The sequence below is a fragment of the Verrucomicrobium sp. BvORR034 genome, from assembly GCF_000739635.1.
Taxonomy (GTDB): Bacteria; Verrucomicrobiota; Verrucomicrobiia; order Verrucomicrobiales; family Verrucomicrobiaceae; genus Verrucomicrobium.
This window is the reverse complement of record NZ_BATQ01000084.1, coordinates 1-2,628: the sequence shown is the minus strand read 5'-3', so window position 1 is coordinate 2,628 and position 2,628 is coordinate 1. Positions and strand designations below refer to the sequence as shown.

Annotated in this window: 1 protein-coding gene; it reads left to right on the top strand. The window is 64.4% G+C overall.

All coding sequences use genetic code 11. From position 1 onward, the window contains the following. A partial coding sequence (locus BV034_RS14525; RefSeq protein ID WP_050027729.1) for a hypothetical protein occupies positions 1 to 2,281 on the top strand: 2,281 nt, incomplete at its 5' end. Positions 2,282 to 2,628: the final 347 nt, after the last annotated feature.

Below are 2,628 nucleotides of genomic sequence, written 5' to 3'. Positions count from 1 at the left end.
TGACAAGTTCGCGGAATGGACAGAGGCCGGTTGGAAGGTGGGCTTGGCCACGGGAGACCGTGCGGTGAACGTGCACGCTCCAGTGCTGGTTGCCACGCTGGAGACGCAGATCGAGCGGATCCTCACTGGTCAAGGACCCGAGCTGCTGGTCATCGATGAGTTTCAGATGATCGGCGACCCCGCACGAGGCAGCCATTACGAAGGGGCCATTGTCCTGGCGGGAGCCAGCACCAAGCTCCTGCTCCTGAGCGGCAGCGTGGAGAACTCGGAGGACGTCGCGACCTGGATGCGCCGGATCGGGCGCAACGTGGAAGTCGTCTCCGCCAAGGAACGCCCGGTGCCCCTGGAGGAGACGCCTGTGGAAGTGCTGCCACAGAAGCTGCGCGGCCTGGAGGGCTACTGGCCCAAGTTTGCCGCAAGTGCTCTGATGGCCGATCTCGGTCCGTTGCTCATCTTTGCCCCCCGCAGAAAAGATGCGGAAAAGATCGCCAAACAACTGGCTGATCAGCTGCCCCAGGGCGAGCCTCTTTCACTCACCCAAGAACAGAAGTCTCTGGCGGGCAAAGATGTCGCCGCCCTGCTGGAGAAGCGCATCGCTTACCACCACAGCGGCCTCAGCTATCCGGTCCGGGCGGGTCTGGTGGAGCCCCTGGCCAAAGGTGGCCAGCTCCGTGTCATCGTCTCCACCATGGGATTGGCGGCGGGCATCAACTTCTCCGTCCGGAGCGTGCACGTCTCCTCCACCATGTACCATGACGGCACGATGGAGCAACAACTGGCCGCGGATGAACTGCTGCAGATGTATGGCCGCGCCGGACGACGTGGTCTGGATGAGCGCGGCTATGTGCTCACCTCCCGCACCAGCCCCACCCTGGCAGATGCCCGGCCTGCCCGCCTGCGGCGGAGCAGCAAGCTCTCGTGGCCCTTGTTCCTGCGCATCATGCGCCGGGCCGCCCTGGACGGCCTCAACCCCTTCCAGGCCGCCCTGGACTTCGCCCAGCGGCTGTTTGCGAAGGTGCCGCCGGAACTCGGTCTTGAGGAAACAACCGATCCTGCCGCCTCCGCCGCCACCACTCCCGCCGGCAGACCCGGAGCCCTCTTTGGCCTCACCGGCACCCGGCATGAGCTGCGCAACAGTGAAGGCCAGTGGGAGGAACTCAAGGTGCGGAAGGAAGCGCAAGTCTCACTCGGGGAAGCCTGGCGCGCGACAGAAGGCTACCATGGCGCCGCCTTGGGAGATGCCAGCTATGTGCGAGAACTTCCCGGCGGTCCGGGCAGAATCTTCAAACTGGTCCGCCAGTCGGGAGCCCAGCTTTATGGAAACGAAATCGCCCTCGGTAAACCACCGGAAGGCGGTGGCGAAGGCGTCGTCCCCACCCAGAGTTTGAGGAAACTGCTCAACATCCCCCGCCAGCTGGAGGTGCTGACAGAGGAGCAGATCACCCAGAAGGCCCTTCCGCGTCTCATGCCCCATTTTCCCGGAGCGAACCTCCTGGGTACAACGGTGAAGGACAACCTGCGGTGGGCCCAGTTTGACCACTCCACCCAGCTCGTGACCGCTCTCCAGGACAGTCTGGGGCGCTGGGTGGTGGCACCGGAGGAGCGCACCGTGCAGAGAGCAACGGAAACAGGCATCCAGATGAACTCCACCGTGCCCGACCAGACGACCAGGGCCGGCACACCCGTGCATGCCTGGCGGACTCTTGGTCTGGTCGATAGCGACGGCTCCCCCACCCGCCGGGGGGTGATCTTTAGTTATTTCCAACATGGAGAAGGCCTCGCCGTCGCAGCCGCGCTAGAAGATGAATCCTATCCCGTGGATGAACTGGCCATTCACATGGCCAACCTCCGGTCTGACTGCCGCCTGGAGATGACTGAACCCGGCGGCAGCGAGCGCCTGGCAGCCGCTTGTCGGGGCATCTACGGCTACGTGAACCATAGCGGCTACCTGGAAGCCGGCCTCCCCATCGGCTATGGCGAAGGCACCGCCGAGCTGCTCGGGCTGCTGGAAGGTCACGGCGTCACCCGCCCCTCTCCGCAGAGAGACGCCGTGGCAGAGGGCGACCTCACCCGTGCGCATGTGGAATGGCTCAGCCTCCTGCGCCATGTCGTGCATGCGCCCGCTCATGATTGGGATCGCTGGCAGCAACTGAAGTCCGCCTGTGCCCTGCTGCTGGAAAAACAAGCCAGCTCCGGAGCCCTGACGATGAACTTCCACGTGCCACCCCTCACGCCCAAGCAAAAGCACGACCGGCCCAAGCATTTCTTCATGCGGTATTGAGGGGGAGGGAGAGAGGGTCAAGGGGTAAGGGAAGAGGGAAAAGGGGCGTTCCTCAGTAGTGGCTGCGTTCGTGAGAACGTGGTGCGTCCGCAGACCCTACCACGACCCACTCCCCCAACGCCTCCGCAAGCCCAAGCGCCCTCCGCATTCTCACGAATGCAGCCACGAGCTGCCCCGTGGCGTCCCTCAGTCGTGGCTGCGTTCGCGAGAACGCGGTGCGTCCTCGAACCTTTCCGCGCCACACTCCCCCACCGCCTCCTCCGGCCCCAGCACCCTTCCGTATTCTCACGAATACAGCCACGAACCACCCCGTGGCGCCCCTCAGTAGTGGCTGCGTTCGTGAGAAC